General features: G+C 64.8%; 22 protein-coding genes. 14 read left to right on the top strand and 8 right to left on the bottom strand.

Annotated elements, in window-relative coordinates; all coding sequences use genetic code 11:
• Positions 1–249: 249 nt before the first annotated feature.
• From M3461_18195 to M3461_18220, 6 genes are all read left to right on the top strand, one after another.
• Complete coding sequence (locus M3461_18195) at positions 250–456, top strand: DUF4224 domain-containing protein (GenBank protein MDQ3776137.1); 207 nt, start codon at positions 250–252, stop codon at positions 454–456.
• Positions 457–689: 233 nt separating this feature from the next.
• On the top strand, positions 690–875 hold the full coding sequence (locus M3461_18200; protein ID MDQ3776138.1) for a hypothetical protein: 186 nt from the start codon (positions 690–692) through the stop codon (positions 873–875).
• A gap of 151 nt (positions 876–1,026) precedes the next feature.
• Positions 1,027–1,308, top strand: coding sequence for a hypothetical protein (locus tag M3461_18205; GenBank protein MDQ3776139.1), 282 nt, complete (start codon positions 1,027–1,029; stop codon positions 1,306–1,308).
• Positions 1,309–1,460: 152 nt separating this feature from the next.
• A complete protein-coding gene (locus M3461_18210) occupies positions 1,461–1,874 on the top strand; it encodes a helix-turn-helix domain-containing protein (GenBank protein ID MDQ3776140.1) in 414 nt (137 codons plus the stop codon).
• A gap of 323 nt (positions 1,875–2,197) precedes the next feature.
• Positions 2,198–2,662 (top strand): isoprenylcysteine carboxylmethyltransferase family protein, encoded by a 465-nt coding sequence (locus M3461_18215; protein MDQ3776141.1) that lies wholly within the window; start codon positions 2,198–2,200, stop codon positions 2,660–2,662.
• A 6-nt stretch (positions 2,663–2,668) separates the two neighbouring features.
• A complete protein-coding gene (locus M3461_18220) occupies positions 2,669–3,451 on the top strand; it encodes a ZIP family metal transporter (protein ID MDQ3776142.1) in 783 nt (260 codons plus the stop codon).
• Between the two features lie 49 nt (positions 3,452–3,500).
• On the opposite strand, the gene M3461_18225 is transcribed toward M3461_18220, so the two are convergent.
• The 6 genes from M3461_18225 to M3461_18250 all read right to left on the bottom strand — a co-directional run bounded on the left by M3461_18225 (position 3,501) and on the right by M3461_18250 (position 7,026).
• Positions 3,501–4,313, bottom strand: a complete 813-nt coding sequence (locus M3461_18225) for a hypothetical protein (GenBank protein ID MDQ3776143.1) — start codon at positions 4,311–4,313, stop codon at positions 3,501–3,503.
• Entirely contained in the window at positions 4,300–4,998 is a 699-nt protein-coding gene (locus M3461_18230; protein ID MDQ3776144.1) for a phosphate/phosphite/phosphonate ABC transporter substrate-binding protein, read from the bottom strand. Before M3461_18230 ends, M3461_18225 begins: the two co-directional genes overlap by 14 nt.
• Positions 4,999–5,170: 172 nt before the next feature.
• A complete protein-coding gene (locus M3461_18235) occupies positions 5,171–5,350 on the bottom strand; it encodes a hypothetical protein (protein ID MDQ3776145.1) in 180 nt (59 codons plus the stop codon).
• A 51-nt stretch (positions 5,351–5,401) separates the two neighbouring features.
• Positions 5,402–6,061, bottom strand: a complete 660-nt coding sequence (locus M3461_18240; protein ID MDQ3776146.1) for an MMPL family transporter — start codon at positions 6,059–6,061, stop codon at positions 5,402–5,404.
• Complete coding sequence (locus tag M3461_18245; GenBank protein MDQ3776147.1) at positions 6,004–6,216, bottom strand: hypothetical protein; 213 nt, start codon at positions 6,214–6,216, stop codon at positions 6,004–6,006. The genes M3461_18240 and M3461_18245 overlap by 58 nt, the downstream gene beginning before the upstream one ends.
• A 183-nt stretch (positions 6,217–6,399) precedes the next feature.
• On the bottom strand, positions 6,400–7,026 hold the full coding sequence (locus M3461_18250) for a hypothetical protein (protein MDQ3776148.1): 627 nt from the start codon (positions 7,024–7,026) through the stop codon (positions 6,400–6,402).
• Between the two features lie 219 nt (positions 7,027–7,245).
• Between M3461_18250 and M3461_18255 the strand changes: the two genes are divergently transcribed.
• The 7 genes from M3461_18255 (at position 7,246) to M3461_18285 (ending at position 14,370) form a co-directional block, all read left to right on the top strand.
• On the top strand, positions 7,246–8,346 hold the full coding sequence (locus tag M3461_18255; GenBank protein MDQ3776149.1) for an NAD-dependent epimerase/dehydratase family protein: 1,101 nt from the start codon (positions 7,246–7,248) through the stop codon (positions 8,344–8,346).
• Between the two features lie 2 nt (positions 8,347–8,348).
• The gene (locus M3461_18260; protein MDQ3776150.1) at positions 8,349–9,482 is read left to right on the top strand and encodes a Rieske 2Fe-2S domain-containing protein; all 1,134 of its coding nucleotides are present in this window, start codon (positions 8,349–8,351) and stop codon (positions 9,480–9,482) included.
• A 6-nt stretch (positions 9,483–9,488) separates the two neighbouring features.
• Positions 9,489–10,589 (top strand): ERG4/ERG24 family protein, encoded by a 1,101-nt coding sequence (locus tag M3461_18265; GenBank protein MDQ3776151.1) that lies wholly within the window; start codon positions 9,489–9,491, stop codon positions 10,587–10,589.
• Positions 10,590–10,598: 9 nt separating this feature from the next.
• The gene (locus M3461_18270; protein ID MDQ3776152.1) at positions 10,599–12,008 is read left to right on the top strand and encodes a cytochrome P450; all 1,410 of its coding nucleotides are present in this window, start codon (positions 10,599–10,601) and stop codon (positions 12,006–12,008) included.
• Positions 12,009–12,016: 8 nt separating this feature from the next.
• Positions 12,017–13,372, top strand: coding sequence for an FAD-dependent monooxygenase (locus tag M3461_18275; protein ID MDQ3776153.1), 1,356 nt, complete (start codon positions 12,017–12,019; stop codon positions 13,370–13,372).
• Positions 13,359–13,790, top strand: a complete 432-nt coding sequence (locus M3461_18280) for a hypothetical protein (protein MDQ3776154.1) — start codon at positions 13,359–13,361, stop codon at positions 13,788–13,790. The genes M3461_18275 and M3461_18280 overlap by 14 nt, the downstream gene beginning before the upstream one ends.
• A gap of 100 nt (positions 13,791–13,890) precedes the next feature.
• Positions 13,891–14,370, top strand: a complete 480-nt coding sequence (locus M3461_18285; protein MDQ3776155.1) for a hypothetical protein — start codon at positions 13,891–13,893, stop codon at positions 14,368–14,370.
• Positions 14,371–14,477: 107 nt separating this feature from the next.
• Here M3461_18285 and M3461_18290 read toward each other — a convergent pair whose 3' ends face one another.
• Both M3461_18290 and M3461_18295 read right to left on the bottom strand, forming a co-directional pair.
• Positions 14,478–14,777, bottom strand: a complete 300-nt coding sequence (locus M3461_18290; protein MDQ3776156.1) for a CPXCG motif-containing cysteine-rich protein — start codon at positions 14,775–14,777, stop codon at positions 14,478–14,480.
• Positions 14,778–15,442: 665 nt separating this feature from the next.
• Positions 15,443–16,195: a hypothetical protein gene (locus M3461_18295; GenBank protein MDQ3776157.1), complete on the bottom strand. Its 753-nt coding sequence runs from the start codon at positions 16,193–16,195 to the stop codon at positions 15,443–15,445.
• Positions 16,196–16,265: 70 nt separating this feature from the next.
• Between M3461_18295 and M3461_18300 the strand changes: the two genes are divergently transcribed.
• The coding region (locus M3461_18300) for a transposase (protein ID MDQ3776158.1) at positions 16,266–16,404 on the top strand (139 nt) is incomplete at its 3' end.

Raw genomic sequence — 16,404 nt, forward strand, 5'->3', positions numbered from 1 at the left:
CGGCCTACATCATTGGCAAGAACTGCGTGCAGTTCTTCACCGTCGAACCGGAGCCTCTCCTTCCATTATGCACCACGCCCCGGCCTTACGACATACATCTCGTCGGTCTGAGGCGAAGCCTCGTTAGAATTACACACCAAGACCGGACGTATTACCCAAAAGAATCAATTACTTTCGAAGAGTCGCGGGGGCTGTTCCCATTCGGATCGGATTGCGCGGCGAAGGTGGTCATATTGGGGAGGGCCAGACATGTTCCTAACCGACGACCAACTGATCCTCCTCACCGGCTACAAGCATCGGCACAAGCAGATCGCCTGGCTGCGGGAGCGCGAGATCACGCATCTCGTATCGGGGGCCGGAAAGCCCGTCGTCGCCCTGAGGGAGATCGAGGGGCGCCTGCCGCACGACCCCGCGTTCCGCTCGAAGGACCGGCCGAAGCTGGATCTCGTCCGGTAGAGCGCAGCCAAGGCCAGTCGTGATTAGACGCTAAACATCCCGCCCCTTCGGGGGCGGGCTCTCTCAGGAGGCCAAGATTTAACCCAGAAACACCCCGATCGCGATCCGAATGGAATTCGTGGGCTTCGGTGTCTCGGGCCGAGAGCGCACTAATAGTGCGCCCCGTGGCTTGTCAGACACCTGGCGCCCATCATTGGATGCGCGTCAATGCAACCTTAACTAGGAGGTCCACCATGAGCAACTACATAGTAACGATCACCACACGGGATAAGTGGAACGCGGACGGATCGCCGATCCGGGATACGGTTGCGGAATTCGATGACCTGGAGCAGGCCATTGCATATCAAGACTTGCACGGCGGCTGCGTTACTCGTACGGAGGACGACAAGTCCATGGCGCCCGATGGGACATGGGTATAACTGGCCAATCCTGCCCTGGACAGTGAAGAGGCGACGACAACCGAGGGAGACCGTGAAGGGGCAAGGCGTGACCAGCAGCTTGATAGAGGCTGAACATCCCGCTCATTCGGGGGCGGGGGGCGGGCTTCTTCAGGAGGCCATGATGAAACCTATGAACACACGACGGCCCAAAGGCTCATCCGGCACTGCCCGGGCCGCGCGGAGCCTGCTGCTTCGTCAACTGGCGGGCGCGAAGCGCATCGAGGCGGTGCTGAAGCCCGAGGGAGCCGCGGCGCTCGCCGATCTACGGAAGCGCACAGGGCGCACCTACTCGGCGATCATCGAGGGCCTGCTTCTCGCCCAGCGTGCCAGGGACTTGAGGAGGCCGGGTAATGGCTTGCATCCGGAAGCGGCTGGTGGGGAAAGGCTACCGCTGGGTCCTGGACTACCGTGACCAGCAGGGCCGGCGCCATTGAGAGACCACCAAGGGCAACCGCAAGGAGGCCGAGCGGCTGCTCGCGGCGGAGTCCGGATGCTGAAGAAGGGCCATTCCTTGCCGACTAATGCCCCGGAGGGGGGCCACCAACGGAAAGAGGAGGTATCATCATGGAAATCGGCACTGACACAACTGTCCGCATCGCCGCGGCGACGCTCGGAGACAGGATCACATCGCGTCTGTTGGAAACGGGCCTTTCCGCGGCAGAACTAGCCCGGTTTGTGGGGGTAACAAGCGAGGCGGTGTCTCAATGGGAGAGCGGGGAGACCGAGGGCCTGAAGCCAGAGAACCTCGTGCAGACCGCTGAGTTCCTGGCCACTACTGAACGGTGGCTAACCTTTGGCCGCGACGCCCGGTGCGACCTGCAGGGACGGATCAGGGGAGTCCCCTATCCCGCAGGACTCCTCAGCCTGGTCCAGACGATCGCGTCCATGGCCCCCCCCGAACGAGCCCACCTTCAGGCGGTTGCTGATGCGCTTGCTAGATCGACCGCCACCTGGGACGGAGTAGAGCGGAGGAGGTGAGGGAAGGAGGGGAAGGCTTTAGGGCCATGGGCCCTGACCGGAGGGCTGTGATCAACTCGTCCGCGGCGGCCCGCAAATGCTCCCCATAAGGGGGGGTAGCGGCACCCTCGTGGGGGCAGCTTTGGGGCAGCAGCGAAACACACGGGACAGAAATACCACCAAAACATCGGCTTATGAAGCAGATTCGATAGAGGGACCCACTAAGCTAGTCGCCGCTCGGATGCCGATCCACCCGCGCGGGGCGCCACCCGGATCGCGGGTGGCGGTGACGTCGTCGCGACCCCCGGATCCGAGGGAGGCACCGCGTCCAGTACAATAGCCCGATGTCGAATGCCGATCGCGCGGGCGTCATCGCGCCACCACCTCTGATCTACGTTGCCGTGTTTGCGATGGGATATGCGCTCGATCGCTGCTATCCCGCCTCGTTACGGCCCGACGCCTCGGCCGCTTGGCTGGGCTGGGCCATCTTGGCCGCCGGCCTCGGCGTCCTCGCCCTGGGTGGGGCATATCTCAACCGTGCGGGTACGCCGGTGAACCCCTATCGCCCCAGCACCACACTCGTGACCGCGGGACCCTATCGTTATTCCCGCAACCCCATGTACATAGCCCTCACGCTCGCCTACCTCGGGGCCGCGGTCGTGGTGAATACCGTATGGCCCGTCATGCTGTTGCCGGGATTGCTGTTGGTCATGCAGCGGGGCGTCATTTCTCGCGAAGAGCGTTACCTGGAACGGAGGTTCGGGGACGAGTATCGCCACTACCAGGCCCGCGTGCGGCGCTGGCTGTAGCGGTCCATGAGCACGCTCGGGTGGATCATCGCCTTCAGTGTGCTCGGCGGGGTCCTGAGCGCGGCCGCCGGCGGTGTGTTTCTGCTATTCGGCGACGAGCGGCGCACCCGCCTCCTGCCGCATCTCATCAGCCTCGCGACCGGCACCCTGCTCGGCGCCGCGTTTCTGGGGCTCCTGCCAGAGGCCCTCGATAGCGTGGCCCGGGACGGCGCGCACTGGGTGACCCTGTCGGTTCTCGCGGGCCTCGTGTTCTTCTTCCTGCTCGAGAAAATGGTGATCTGGCGACATTGCCACGAGGAGCACTGCGAAGGCCACACCGACAACCCCGGCGCCGATACGCGCGTCGCCGTCGGCACCTTGATCCTGGTCGGGGACGCGATCCACAACTTCGTCGATGGCGTGCTCATCGCCGCCGCCTTCCTGTCCGATGTGCGGCTCGGCGTCGTGACCAGCCTCGCGGTCGCGGCCCATGAGATCCCGCAGGAGGTCGGCGATCTCGCCATCCTCCTGCACAGTGGCTATTCCCGCCGCCGGGCCTTCACCTATAACCTCGCCGTCAGCTTCACCACGGTGGCCGGCGCGCTGTGCGCCTGGGTCGGGCTCTCGCAACTCGAAGCCGCCCTGCCTTATGTCCTCGCGGTGGCTGCCTCCAGCTTCATCTACGTCGCGGTCGCCGATCTCATCCCCGGGCTGCACGCCCGCACCGCGCTCCGGGACTCGGTCCACCAGGTGTCGCTCATGGTCCTCGGGATCGGACTCGTGTACGGCCTGGACCGCGCGCTGCACTGAATCCGGACGCCGGCTGAGGGAATGAAATATCCGTCACGAATAAAAAGATCTATCGCTCCGATCCCCCGATATCGTCCAGAAACCGGTCGAACTCTTTTTTCCAGGGCGCTCGGTTGTAACCCCCGTTTCCCTCCGCCAGGAGCCTCATCCCGGTGGCCAGCTCGGCCTCGATGCGCTCGACGGGGCTCGATGCATCCGCCTCCCAGAGGACCTCCGCGTAGAACAGGCGGTTGAGCGGGTGACGGGGGTGTTTCTCGACGACCGCTTGGAGTAACTCGAGCGCTTTTTCGCTATCGCCGAAGCCCGTCGGCCAGGGTGGGGCCTTGAGGTAGAGGATCCCGAAGCACTCGCTGCGGCCCGCCGTCGTCGATCTCCGGGAGAGGTCCACCGCCCGCTGCATCTCGCCTTGGAGCCGCGGGAGATTTTCCATCGCCAGAGCCACGTGGTCGCGGATCACGAGTCCGAGGTTCGCCGCCAGGTAGTAATGCACCGCGCCGTCTCCATCGGCGCCGAGCGCGACGGCCGCTTCGGCGAAACGGACGCCCTCCGCGGCGAGGTTCTCACGTTTGTCGGCCTCCGGGGTGCGCTCGGCCAGATGCAGGGACAAACGGCTGCCCAGCGCGCTACGGCGCAAGGTCGGGTCGTCGGTGTCCTGCAGCCAGGACAGGGCGCACTCCAGGGTATCGGTCTCACTCCATGGGCCGAGCTCGCTCGGGCGGACGGTCAGGATCTCGACGATCGGCTCGGGACAGCTCGAGCGCCGCCCGAACCGGACCCCGTCCGGCGTCGTACAACCGGCCAGGAGGCCCACCGCGACCGCGAACAGGAAGGCGGCGCCGCGCAAGGGTTTACTTCCCGCCATCCCACAACTCGATCATCGGCTCGAACACGACGGGATCCACGGTGGCGAATGATTCCACGCCGAACAACTGGCACAGCTTCTTCCCATCACTGTCGGCGCACAGGCCCTCGAGTGCCCGGGCGAAGCGGGCACGGTCCGCGGCGCCGCCGGTCCTGTCGTTGGCCACCACGCCCATGGGCGGGATCTCTTCCGAGGTGAATATGTCCTCGATCGGCTTGCTTAAATCGAGCGAACCCAATGCGGCGAACTGCTGCCCGTTTAGGATCACCGCGTCCAGCTCCCCTTTGTCCAGGGCGCGCAGCGCCCGGATGGCGTGTTTGGATGGCTTGAGGACGAAGAAGCTCGCCGGGTCGTATTTCCCGGCGAAGACGATCCTGCGGACGAAGTCCGGCTCCGCCAAAACGGTGCCGCCCAAGGACTTGCCCTTGAGATCCTCCAGGCCCTTGTACTTGTCCTCCTGGACCGCCACTCGAATGCGCTCCGTATTACTCCCGTTGATGCGGGGTTGGGCCAGCGGGATCAGATGGTGCTCCGCGCGTAATTCCAGATAAAGCCCGAGCGATGTGATCGCGAAGCCCGGTTGCTTCTCGCCGATGAGCCTCTTGCACTCGTCCGCCTCGGCGATAAAAAAACCGGTGAAGCTCTTTTCCGGCCACCGGCCCAGGCGTTCCACCACCCGAAGCATGGCATCCACGGCCCCGCGGGCATCGTTCTCGTCGACCGCTCCGCCCGGGTGGACACCACGATCGGGGTGGGCTCGGCGGCCGCGACCGGCAAGAGGACGGTCGGCAGTCGGGCCGCCAGGAATATCCCCACCAGGGATAGGCCTACCAGTGATAGAAAGATCGCTCTGTCCCTCATGCCGGCCTCCTCGGATCCAGCAACTGGGCGATGGCCGGTGCTACCAACAGGGTCGCCATGAGACAGCACACGAGCCCGATGGTGATGTCGATACCCATGGTGGACACGCCACGGTAGTCGGCCACGCTGATGGCGCCGAGCCCGGCAAGCTCGGTTCCGGCCGCGAGCGCGATCACCTTGCCGGCGATCCTGGTGATCTCGATCGGCGTCTGGTCCTTCAGCTCGCGCTAGCGGTGGCTGAACCACACGCCGTAGTCCACGGCCAGCGCGATCACCAGCGGCAGGGCGATGATGTTCGCATAGTTGTAGTCGAGGCCGAAGAGAGACATCGCCCCCAGCATCCAGCCCCCGCCGATCAAGAGCGGCAGCGACGCCAGCACGAACCCCGTGAGGCTCCGCAGCATCAGGATCAGCCAAATCAAACACACTACCACCGCGAGCAGCGTCCCATGGATGAAGCCCTCCACGATGGCCTTCGAAAACACGTGATGCGTGGTCGGAAAACCGGTCGCCCGCTTGGGCGGCAACAGGGCGTAGAGCGCCGGCTGGACCATCCAGGTGCTGATCAGGATCATCAAGACGCCCCCGGCCGCCACCACCCCCAGCTGGGCGAAGCCCGGGAAATCGACCGTCCCCAGGGCGCTGAAGATCGCGAGCGAGGCGCCGCCCGCGGTGAGCACGGCCCGGAAGGACGAGCCTATGCCGATCGCAATCGCCTCCACGAGCGGCTTCCCGGCGCGCCGCTCCTCGGTGATCCGCGACGAGGTGAAGATCCCATAATCCGCCCCCAGGCCGAACAGGATGGCGAGGAAGGCGGAGGTCATGAGGGTCAGGTGACCGACCGTGAGCGACGCCAGCGCCAGGCCCCACAGCGCCCCGAACCCCATCGGGACGAAGATGCAGAGCGCCAGCGGACACTCCGTACCACCACGAGGATCAAGAGCCCGATGAGCGCCGCGGCGGTGCCGATCACCAAGGTGATGTCTTTCCGGACGGCGGTGTGCTCCTCGTATTCGATGGCCGGCAGCCCGGTCAGCCCCACCCGGGGCGGCGTGCGACCGGCCGCCCCGGCCTTCGCGGCGGTGGCCGCCGCGACCGCCTATACCCGGTCGATGAAAGGCCCGAGGACCTCGAAGTCTTGCGACGCATTCCGGGCACGGACGAACAGGAACACCATGCGCCCGTCGCGTGCGGCGAAGTAGCCGTCGGCCATGCCCTCGGCCCCCTAACGAGCCAGCAGGCGGTTCCAGTCGAGGCCGGTAGAGATCTCATCCGCGGACAGCCAGCGGCGCCACTCCTCGAGGAGCGCGGATAGGGTCTCCGCGATGTCCCCGGCGGTGTCGAGGTCGATGCGGTGGGGACCGTCTTTGAGCCAGGCCATGGCCTTTTGCAGCGACTCGTCCAATCCGAGTGGCGGGCCGGGCCCAGTCATCAGCGAGCCGAGCCGATCCAGGCGCTCGGCCGGCATCAGCAGGTAGGCGTGCTCCAGGAAGAAGCGCGGGTCGAGACGCTCGGCGACCTGACCGATGGCCGGCTCGGCGCGCAACTCGGCCGCCAACTCGGTGGCGAAGGACGTGAGCTCCGCGCGCGGGACGCCCTCCAGGACCACGATCAGATCCGAAGCGGCCCCGAACTTCGTCAAGAAGCTGTCCAGGCGCCTGGCCACCTCCGTGTCCTTTGGGAGCAGCGCCTGACGGGAGGTGTATACCGGCAGGCGCGCGCTGGCCAAGCCCGACAGGATCGACAATACTAGCGCGAAAGCCAGGACGCCCCAGGGATGCCGGGCAGAGCGTTCGGCAACCCAGGCGACGCCTTGCGGCACTCGAGGGGTGGCGGTCGGGGCGGTCGACATCCGTTTCGGCGGTGAGACTGGCGTCACAAGATGCCTTTCGGCATGTGTAATAATTCGGTGTGTCTTTTATGGCTATAATGTCGCCGAGCCGGCTTGTTTTTGTCAACCAATGTCCTTCGATCGTGTATCCTGGGCGGTGTTTGACGGAAAAGTGGAAAGGCCGGCCCCTTGCACGACTTCGAAAGCGAGCGGGACGAAAGTGATCGAGAAACTCTGAGAATGCGGAAAGCGGGAGGGGAACGGCTGGTCTTGATGACAGGCGCCGCGGGTCACCTCGGCGCGAACCTGGTGCGCCGGCTGCTCGACGAGGGGCACAAGGTCCGCGTCCTGGTGCGCGACCGGGGCCATGAGGCCGCGCTGGAGGGTCTCGAGGTCGAGCGTGTCTACGGCGATCTGCGCGATCTCTCCGCTACCCGCGCGGCGGTGGCGGGATGCACGCATGTCTATCACTGCGCAGCAAAGGTCTCGACGATCGACGGCGACGCCGCGCACCGGCGCGAGATCTACGAGTGCAACGTCCTCGGGACGCACCACCTGCTCTGCGCCGCCCGCGAGGTCGGCGTGGTGCGCGTGGTGGTCACCGGCTCTTTCAGCGCCGTGGGCCATCGGCTCGATGACCCTTCGGCGCCCAGCGACGAGACCCTGCAGGTCTATCCCTTCGAACGCCTCATGCCCTATGAGCGCTCCAAGGTCCTGGTCGAGCACGAATGCCTGAAAGCGGTCATCGAGGGGCTCGATGTGGTGATGGCGACCTGTTGCGCGATCGTCGGCGGGAACGACTTCCTGCCCTCGCGTCTCGGCCGCACCTTGTGCGATTTCGTCAACGGCAGGCTCCGCGCCTACATCCGCGGCGGGTTCGAGTTCGTGGCGGCGCGGGACATCGTGGCCGGTCATCTGCTCTGTATGGACCGAGGCCGGACCGGGCATAAATACATCTTCAGTACCGAGTTTTTGATGCTCGATGAGCTGCTCGGGATGTTCGCAGAGGTGTCCGGCGTGGCCAGCGCTTGCCGCCGCCTGCCGGCGCCCCTCATGCTCGCCTGTTCGGAGATCACGAGTTTTTATCTCAGCCGTCTCCATCCCCAGCGCCCGCAACGCCTGACACCCGGTGCCATCCGATTGTTACGCAAATGCCGGCATGCCGATCTCACCAAGTCGAGGACCGAGCTCGGATACCGGCCGACCGGCATCCGCGAGGCGGTAGCGGAGGCCTATGCCTTTCACCACGCGCGCGGCGCCATCACCCATCGAGCGGCACGCGCGCCCGGCGCCCAGCCGCTCGCACCCGAGGAAGGGCTGCCCGCAGAGGCGCGGAGTTGAGCATGGCTCTGCGCTACGATGCCGCCACGACCCCGCCACCGTCATTCGCGGAGGGTCGCAACATGCGCCAGAAGGTCCGCGCCACCGGCCTGGATCCTAACTACTGGTACGCCGTCGAGTTTGCGGACCGCATCCAACCCGCTCAGGTGCTCGAGGTGGTGTTCTGGAAGCGCTCCATCGCGTTGTTCCGCGCAGCGAACGGCGAGTTCCACGCCATCGAAAACCGCTGCGCCCACCGCCAGCTCAAGCTCACCTTGGGGAGCGTGGAGGGCTGCCGTCTGGTGTGCATGTACCATGGCTGGAGCTACGATGGCGAGGGGCGCGTGGCCAGCATTCCGCACCCTTTGTTCGGCAAGGCCATGCCGGAGTTCCGCGTCGCGAGCTTCCCCGTGCGTGTCCGCTATGGGCTCGTGTGGTTGTTCCCCGGCGATCCCGCGCTCGCCGAGGGGCGGACCGTCCCCGATATCCCGGAGCTGGAAGGGCCGGGGCGTTGGGCCTGCCGGCCGCTGTCCTTCACCTGGACCGCCCATCATTCGATGATCATCGATAACGTCAGCGATTTCACCCACGCGCACCTGCACCGCAAATACCGGCCGTTCGGCGATGCGCGACTGCTCCGCTGCGAGACCGTGGGCGACAATGTCCATGTGGCCTACGACACGGAGGTCGGGCGCGGCCGGATCTCGGGGCTGTTCGTGGACCATCGACGCATCAATACCAACCATATGGAGCTCTGTTACCAGTATCCCTACCAATGGTCCAACACCGATGACGCAATCAAACATTGGCTGTTCGTCCTTCCCATCGACGAGCACCGCACCCGGATGTTCTTCCTGTTTTATTTCAAGTCGTTCAAGATCCCGTTTACGGGCATCCCGATCCCGCGCGGCGCCATGGATTGGGTGCTCTGGATCGCGAATCGATGGTTGATCGCGCCGCTCCTGGACCAGGATCGCTCGGCGGTCGAGGCCGAGCAGAGCGCCTACGCCCAGCACTGGACCGCGCCCATCGCGGAGCTCAACCCGGCCGTACGCGCGTTCCAGGAGGTCACGGTCCGCAAATGGCAGGCGTATCTGGATAGTCTCGACGCGCCTTCCGGCGCGGCGCGGCGAGTGCCGTCGCCGTCGGCACTCTAAGCCCGCATGCCCGCCGCGAACGCCGCGATCGGCCTGACCACCTTGGCCGAGGCGCTGGGCGGTGTGGTGCTTTTCACCGGTCTCTTGTTCATCGGCTCGCGCGTCGTGCCGGGGCGGCGGGCGCTCGGCCGCTCCCTACACGACCAAGGGCCACCCTCGGGTGCACCACCCGGCTATGTCCTGAACGGGCTCTGGCTCTTCCTCCTGACGGGGCTCATCGTGGTGCTCGGGCAGTGGCTCGGCGGGTACTCCCTGGCCACGCTCAACCGGCATTTCCCGGCGCTCTTCTGCGCGGCCAATGTGTGGGCCTTGGCCTTGACCGGCGCGGTATTCCTCATGGCCCGGGCGACACCGCCTCGGAACGGAATGCTGCGAGAGCTGTTCTTCGGGCGCGCGTTGAACCCCCGGCTTTGCGGGATCGATCTCAAGCTCTTCAGCTACCGCCCCTCCCTCATCGGCCTCGGGTTATTGAATGCCTCTTTTGCGGTGGTGCAGTACCAGACCTACGGGAGGCTGTCGACGGCCATGGTCCTCTATCAGGGCTTCACGCTGGTCTATCTCTTCAACTATTTCCAATTCGAGTACGGGATGCTCCATACCTGGGACATGGTTGCCGAGCGTTTCGGTGGGATGTTGATCTGGGGCGATTATGTCCTGGTGCCGTTCTTCTATTCCCTGCCGGGATGGTTCCTGGTACACGGGCTCGAGCCGCTCCCGTCCTCCGCCGTGGTGGGGCTCACGGGGCTTTTCCTGTTCGGGTTTTGCCTCTTTCGTGGGGCCAATGGCCAGAAGCACCGTTTCAAGCTCGACCCGGCCACCCGGATCTGGGGCCGGCCGGCCGAGACCATCGGCGGGCGTTTGCTGGTCTCGGGACTGTGGGGCCTGGGTCGGCATCTCAACTACTCGGGCGAGATCGCGATCTACCTGGCCTTTGCGCTCACGACCGGCTTCGATTCGGCCGTGCCCTACCTGCTGCCGGCCTGGCTCTGTGTCCTCTTGATCCACCGCGCCCGGCGCGATGAGCGCCGCTGCCACGCCAAGTACGGCGATCTCTGGACCCAATACACGCGCCGCGTGCCGTTCCGCTTGCTGCCGCTCGTGTACTGAACGATGGAAATGCGCACCGATACAACTGATATACGCGCTGGGGAGATACGCCCTGGGGAGATACGCCCTCGACCGATCCCGCGGGCACGGGACGGGTGGCCGATCCTCGGGCAGGCGCTGGCCTTCCACCGCGACCCGGTGGCCCTGCTGGAGAGCGCCTGGCAGGAATACGGCGAGGTGTTTCAGATCCGGCTCGCCGGTCGGGCCTTCGTGGTATTCGCCGGACCGGAGGCCCATGATGCCTACTTCCACGCCCCCGACCGGCAGCTCAGCGCCCGCGAGGTGTATCAGTTCACGGTACCCATCTTCGGCAAGGGGGTCGCGTACGATGTCGCCCCCGAGCTCATGGCCGAGCAACTCGGATTCCTCGCATCCCTGCTCAAGGGCGGCTCTCTGCAGGGCTACGCCCGCCTCATGCATGAGGAGATCAAAGCCTACACCCGGCACTGGGCAGAGGAGGGCGAGATCGACCTCCCGCAAGTGACCAACGAGCTGACCATCAACATCGCCAGCCGCTGCCTCTTGGGCGAAGAGATCCGGGCCAGCCTCGAGACCGATTTCGCGCCCCTCTATCATGACCTGCAGGGCGGCATCAATACCCTGGGTTTCTTTCTCCCGAAGCTGCCGATCCCTCGCCACCGGCGCCGTGACCGCGCCCGCCGCCGGGTGGCCGACTTGATGGGCCGCATCCTGGCCGAGCGGCGCCGGGCCGGCAGGCGCGAACCCGACTTCATGCAGGCGCTCATGGAGGCGCGCTATGCCGATGGGCGCTCGCTCCGCGACGAGGAGATCACCGGGCTCTTGCTGACGGCGTTGTTTGCCGGCCAGCACACGAGCGCCGTGCTCGCCGCCTGGGTCGGGATCGATCTCTTGCGGCACCGGGAATACCTGGCCGGCGTTTTGGCCGAGATCGAGGGCGAGTACGCAGAGGGCCAGGACTTGAGCCTCGATACCCTGAAGCGGCAGACCGTCCTCGAGCGCGCCGTCCGTGAGGGCGAACGCCTGCACCCGCCGCTCATCGTCTTGGTGCGCAAGGTCCTCTGCGACCTCGACTACCGGGGATTTCACCTCCCGGCCGGGACCATGGCCCTGGTCTCGCCGGCCCTGTCGCACCGTCTGCCGACCGTGTTCCAGGACCCCGAGCGCTACGATCCCGAGCGCTTCGCCCCGCCGCGCGAGGAGCACAAGCAGTCCGCCCATGCCCTGATCGGCTTTGGCGGCGGCCACCATCGCTGCCTTGGGATGCACTTCGCCTACCTGCAGATCAAGGCGCTTTGGACGGTGCTCTTGTCGCGTTTCGATCTGGAGCTCGTCTCGCCGCCACCCGCGCCGGATTACGGTAGCTGGGTCACCGGGCCGCGCCCGCCGTGTCGGGTGCGCTACCGGCGCCGTCCCCTCCCTCTTTCCGGCGGCCTGTGACAGCGAGCGTGGCCCGACATTACGATGTGGCGGTGGTTGGCGCCGGGCCGGTGGGCGCGGTCGCGGCCCTGGCCCATGCGCGGCGGGGGGTCCGTGTGGCACTGTGCGAGGCCAATCCGAGCTCGGCCCGGCGCCTGGCGGGCGAGTGGCTCCACCCCCCGGCGATCCAGGTGTTGCGCGAGCTCGGCATCGATCTGCCGAGCGAGATCCCCGAGCACGCCCGCGGCCAGGGCTTCGTGGTGTTTCCCGACGACGGCTCCGCGCCCTGCCTCCTGCCCTACGGCGATGGGGCCCTCGGGTACAGTTGCCGGCACCAGGCGCTGGTGGAAACGCTGCGCCTTGCTGCCACCTCGCACTCCGGGGTCGAGTACCGGCCCGGCGTGCGCGTGCGCCGCATCGAGGGCCGTTCCCTGTATTACACCGAGAACGGCAGCAGCGGTTTTTTGACCGCCGATCGCATCGTGGGCGCGGATGGTCGCGGATCCATCGTGCGCACCAGCCTGGGCCTTTCCGTCGCACGGTCCATCAGTTCCCGGATGGTGGGTCTCGTGCTTCCCGACGCCGAGCTCCCGTTCGAGGGCTATGGGCATGTGTTACTGGGCGGCCCCGGTCCGGTCCTGGCCTATCGCATCGCCCCCCGTCACGTGCGCCTGATCCTGGACGTGCCCCTGCACGGCCCCGCGGGCCGCGAACGTGTGGCCTTTCTGTGGGATGGTTATGCCGATGTGCTGCCGGGGGCCCTGCGCGCGCCGTTTCGCGCCGTGCTCTGTGCCGGGGCCTTCGAGGGCGCGGCCAACGGCGTGCGTGGCCGCAGGGTCTATGGTCGCGGCGATCGGTTCCTGGTGGGCGATGCCGTCGGCTACCACCATCCCCTGACCGCCGTCGGCATGGCGCTCGGTTTCAAGGACGCCCTGTGCCTGGCCCACTGCCAGAGCGTGGCGGAGTATGGAGCCCGGCGCCGGCCGGCCAGCCGGGTGGCGGAGCTTTTGGCCGTCGGGCTTTATGAAGCCTTGGCGGACAGCGGCGACGAGGCCGTCGCGACCCGCCGGGCCATCTACGCGATGTGGCGCGGACGGGCGGCCGAACGCACCCGCACGATGGGCTATCTCGCCTGCCGGGACACGCGGGTGGTCCCCTTTGCCTGGGCCTTCTCCCGCACCCTAGGCCGGGCCCTGCGGGGCTTGGGCGGGGCCGCTTGGCGGAGCGGCCAATGGGGACACGCCGGCCGGGTCGCCGGCGCCTTGCTCGGGCGCTTGAGGTGGCTGGTTCTGGGGATCCTGAGCGGCCGGCGCCCCTCTCTCGCGTGGAACCGGGGAGGTTCGCACCGCTCCCCCCTCCCGATAGCGGACGGTGAGCTGGGGTAAGTTCTGGCTTGCGATGCTGAACCTTTATGACTGGGCGGGCCTCCACCCACTCGTGCCGGAACTCTGGGCCCTGCCGCGCCGGTTACCGATCCATCCGGAAAGGTTCTACTGTCACACCCGGCTCATCTACCTGGCGATGACCGTGATCTATGCCTCGCGCCATCAGATCCCACGCGGTCCGGTGATCGAGGTGTTACGCGCCGAGCTCTATCCCGCCGGGTACGGGGGTTTCCGCGAGCAGCGCGCGGCCTTGCGATCCGGGTACCTGTACGCGCGGCCAGGCCGCGCGTTGCGCTGTCTCTACGCGTTTTTTCTGTTCATGGAGAAGGCACGGCGCCGCGGCGCGGCGGAAGATCGTAGCGCGCCGAGCAACCGGCGAACCAGATTGGCACCGAGGTCCCCCTCGGTGCGCACGTGACGCACAAGGGCGGCCTGATTAGATTAGGATGGTCGTGTGTAAGAGCGTTGAGGACGGATCGAGATATGAGTTGTAGGATCAATCAGTTAAGGGAAACATCGTGATGACAACATCTTCTCTGATAGACCAGACCACCACACGACCAGTTGAACAGATGTTTTCGCGCTTGCCGTGTCGCGCGGGCCACTTCTTCATGGCCAGCATGAATGGTGGATTTGCCGTTGTCCTAAGCGTTTGTTGTCTCGTCGCGCTCGCCCAACCGGCCGCTGCAACGCCGGTTGTGGGTGACAGCAAGACTTTTTCCGGCGTCACGCCAGCGGTTTTTGAGTGCGTGAAGGCTACCAGTAAGAAAGAACACAACACCGACTACATTTCCGCGAATGGCAACAAAGGGGAGGCCGTTACCAAGGTGTCCTTGATCGGGACGGTTACTTTGGGTTTCAATCTTGATCCGGCAGCAAGCGCGATCAAATACACAATCAAATCGAAGCCGAACATTGTTGGCGCAAGTAAGATTTGGGATGGCACCCAAGAGACTATCGATCGCTGCAAGCAAGTAACTAAAGGGGCCGCCTATTAGCCAATGATGCAATGGCCCCATCCCTCTTTTCCTATGGGGATGGGCCACGATGGAAATGGTTTCAACCATCAAGAGAAACAAGGAGGGCCCACGATGAACATTACAAATTAAAACATTGTATATTGATTTGGCTGTCCGCGGAGCGAGCCCCAGAACTTCGGGAAGAAGACCTTCATGAAGAACAGCATCGTAGAGGAGAGCTGGGGTGCCTCGGTGCTCACGCTTCTATACTCTTGAGCCGCGTCGAGGCACACGGTGCCGTCATCCCCGAAGGCGAGCGTGATGAGGTTGGGCCGGCAGCAGACCGCGCAGTCCTCGGTGAAGGTCCGGCGGCGTCCCCCGATCGGGTCAACCAAAACGTCGTTGTCCTCGCCGCAAAACGCGCAACTGTACGTCACGATCCTCATTCTACACGCTATCATGTCCTGCAAGGAGGCGCTCGCCGGGTGTAACCTTCGCCCGTCTGAGCCCGAGCCGCTCACCGGCGAGATGCGGTGTGATCGGTGGTGCGGAACTCCCAGCGGATGTGCCAGCCGCGACGGACACGAAGAGGGGGAGGCCGTGTGGGCCCGATGCTCGACCCAGTACGTCCTCATGTGCCAGATCACATTACTTTACTAACAACGACCTAACAATACCTCGTGCTCTGCATACGTGCGGGGCACGCGGAACTCCCGGCGGCACACTTCTTTACACTCAACCTATGGATGCACTTGGTACCGTTATCGCCGTGATCTGAGTGTCTACGAGCAGCTGCTGGAACGCGTCGGCCTGGAGGTGATGCCATGACCGCCGCCCAACTGGAACGCCTGCACGTCACCATGCGCACCAGCCTCGCCCGCTTCCCCTTCGTCAAGGGACTGGAGTCCTTCGACTTCGCCTATCAGCCCTCGCTCGACAAGAAACAGATCTAGCAACTGTCGAACTGCCACTTCATCGAGCACGGCGAGAATCTCATTATTCTCGGGCCACCCGAGTACCTGACATGATGCACACCTTACTATGTCATTGAAGATCAACGCCAAGCTGATTTGCATTTGCTGTTAGCGGAGGCGAGCAGCTTTTGAACGCCTCAAGGTCCGCACGGCGGATCACCTACGGAGTGCCGGCGCAAAACTGTGCGGCTGGGATCTCCTCGCGTGCGATCATACGACGTAGGGTCATGACGTTGTTCAAGATAAGCGGCTGCTTCCTCCAGTGTCAATTCGCCCCGCTCTTCGCGTTCGCCCTGGCGATATACGGCGATACTGTGGTCGTTGCGTAGCGAACAGACACGCATCTTGGTCCACGTCCGACTATGCGCAGTGCGTTTCCCCATCCGATTGAGTACTGATGCGATCAATCCGTCTGGCATTTGCCGGGCAAGTGAGCGGACGAGCTCAACGATATCCTGCTCGGTCACCCAGCGGTGCTGCCCCGTGCCGTTCTTAGCGAATTCAAGGTCTGTATCATCGCCCCCGCGCCAGTGCAATACTATTGCAATGCGATGCTCGACGATCCGCCCCACGATTTCCTTAAGCACGGTACGCAAGATCCGTTTCTTCATTACCGCCCAAGCGTTCGGATGTTGCCAGAGCTCTGCGATATCCTCACCCATTGCGATCAGGTGCTCGCTTTGCTCCTCTGATAATTGTTGGTGTGGCTCGCGCCGCAGTGACTCGAGGAGATTCGCGATGTACTCGCAGGAGAAGGCCTGGAAGGTGAAAGCGTCTTCATTCGCGCGAGCCAGCTCCAGTGCCAAGACCTGGTAAAGGGGCGTTTCATAAGCGATGAGCTCGGCACGCACGAGATCGCGACGCGCTTGGTGCAAGATCATGGCGTCCAACGACAAACACCGGACGTGGAGTTGACCCCGTTTCGTGGACACTTCACCTTTTGGGAAGGAGGAGTCCACGATGTCGAAACGAAGAAGTGCATATGCGCCGGAGTTCCGGCGACAGATGGTCGAGTTGGTCCGGTCAGGCCGCAACCCGGAAGAGCTGGCGCGGGAGTTTGAGCCGACGGCGCAGGCGATCCGCAACTGGGTGGCGCAGG

This window comes from Pseudomonadota bacterium, from assembly GCA_030860485.1.
Lineage (GTDB): Bacteria > Pseudomonadota > Gammaproteobacteria > JACCXJ01 > JACCXJ01 > JACCXJ01.